This window comes from Heliobacterium chlorum (genome assembly GCF_014502795.1).
Lineage (GTDB): Bacteria > Bacillota > Desulfitobacteriia > Heliobacteriales > Heliobacteriaceae > Heliobacterium > Heliobacterium chlorum.
Genome location: NZ_JACVHF010000085.1, coordinates 1 through 1,630 on the forward strand (window position 1 = coordinate 1; position 1,630 = coordinate 1,630).

3 protein-coding genes are annotated in these 1,630 nt (G+C 49.7%); all 3 read right to left on the reverse strand.

From position 1 onward, the window contains the following. Window positions 1-698: hypothetical protein (locus tag H1S01_RS22795; protein WP_188042145.1), on the reverse strand; the 698-nt coding region annotated here is incomplete at its 3' end. 13 nt (window positions 699-711) lie between these two features. After that, window positions 712-1,131 carry a hypothetical protein gene (locus H1S01_RS22800; protein ID WP_188042146.1) on the reverse strand — a complete coding sequence of 140 codons (420 nt, stop codon included), beginning with the start codon at window positions 1,129-1,131 and terminating at the stop codon, window positions 712-714. Then, on the reverse strand, window positions 1,131-1,630 hold a 500-nt coding region (locus H1S01_RS22805; protein ID WP_207732434.1), incomplete at its 5' end, for a hypothetical protein. The genes H1S01_RS22805 and H1S01_RS22800, both read right to left, overlap by 1 nt.

Sequence of the window (1,630 nt, forward strand, 5' to 3'; positions counted from 1 at the left end):
CACGTATAGGTCAACACATCCCGAATCCCACCTTGGGTTGTCCCCGCCGGGGGCAGGTAACGGTACATTTTGCGGATCATTTCGCCGCTAAACTCAATCGTGGTAAAGCCATCGCCGTACATACCATGCTTTAGTTCTCCGCTTTCACCGGAAAAAATCTTGAAATGGGTTGCAGTTGTACTTGCCCATACACCCGTCCCCGTCCGGTAATAGCAGGGATAGTTCGCGTCGGTTGCGGCTTCGCCGTTAAGCCGAAAGTAATTCATTGCATCTCCATTTTTGCGAATCACCAGCCAATACCTTGCCCCACTCGTTAGGCCAGTTAGATCGAAGGGGATGCTTACATAGGCTTTCGTTGTCGGGATAAATTCAGCAGGCAGCACCATCTTTTGCAGCAGGGTTCCGTCCGTACTGCCATCGGTAACAAGGCCGGATCGAATCTCCACCGTTACATCGGCCCCATTCCCGGCTTTGAAAACATCCAGTTCGATCCGCGAAATTTCGGTAACATTTAATGCAGTAAAATAGATTGCCATATCATAGCTCGCATTGTCGAATTGCGTTACGCCTGTGCCGGTCTTGCCGTCCACTTGCGTTCCGTCGTATATCAAGGAAAAGGGCTGCAAGGATAGGATCGAATTCATGGTGGCTTCATCGATCACGCTGATTCCACTCTTAAATGCGTTGATGATCGGCACCGGGTCACCTCCATTACACTGTCGCCGTTATCGTGATTCGGGTCTCTACGGTTAGAATGGTATTCGACGTTTTCGACCAGGGTTGAGACAACAAATTCAACATAGTTCCGGTTCCGGTCACGTTGGTTCCTCCGATAAAAATCGCCGCTTTCGAGTGGTTCCCGTTACCTTCATTCTGCAAGAGCTGCGTCCGAAAACGGATTTGATTACCCGAAACAACAATGGTTGAGACCGGCTTCCGTATCACTTCGGTAATGGTTTCACCGGAGGCTAAATCATCACCCACCACTAAATATGGGCTGGGAAGGTTGGATACAGTCTGGGCCAACAATAGCATCCCGGCACTGGTAATAAAATTAGAAAGGGGGCCGATCACGGCACCCCCTTCCACCTCGAAAAACCATTCACCTTTTATATCTAATTGTTCACCCATTAGGCGACAATCACCTCACCACATACGGTTATTGACTCTTCCAAGGGCATTTTGGAATTGAGATAGCGGATAGGACCACCATAGTTGGCGAGTTTAAAAAATCCAGGATAAGGGACTGAAATTACCTGCCCCATGTTAACCGTTTGCCAAGCCGAATAGGTCACGCCGTCCACACTAGTTTTTATCTTCGCCGTGACCGATTTAGCCTGATTCTTAGGGAGCACCTGTAAAGAAGAACCGACCGAAGGGATTGCAGGTCGTTCCCCCTCGATCATTAGGCAAAACCCGTTCAGTTTCGGTGAAATTGGAACATCGGTCGTTAGGGTTTGTCGTACTTGTATCGTTACATCCAAAAGATTCATGCCGGTTGCAAGGCCCGGCACTGGTCCACCGTTTGTGGCCGTCTGCCATCCCTGCCACATCGATCCGCCGTTTACGGAAAGGTTGGTTTCGATGATTACGTCACCGGGGTATTCCAGCACCACGAAATCTACGTCGG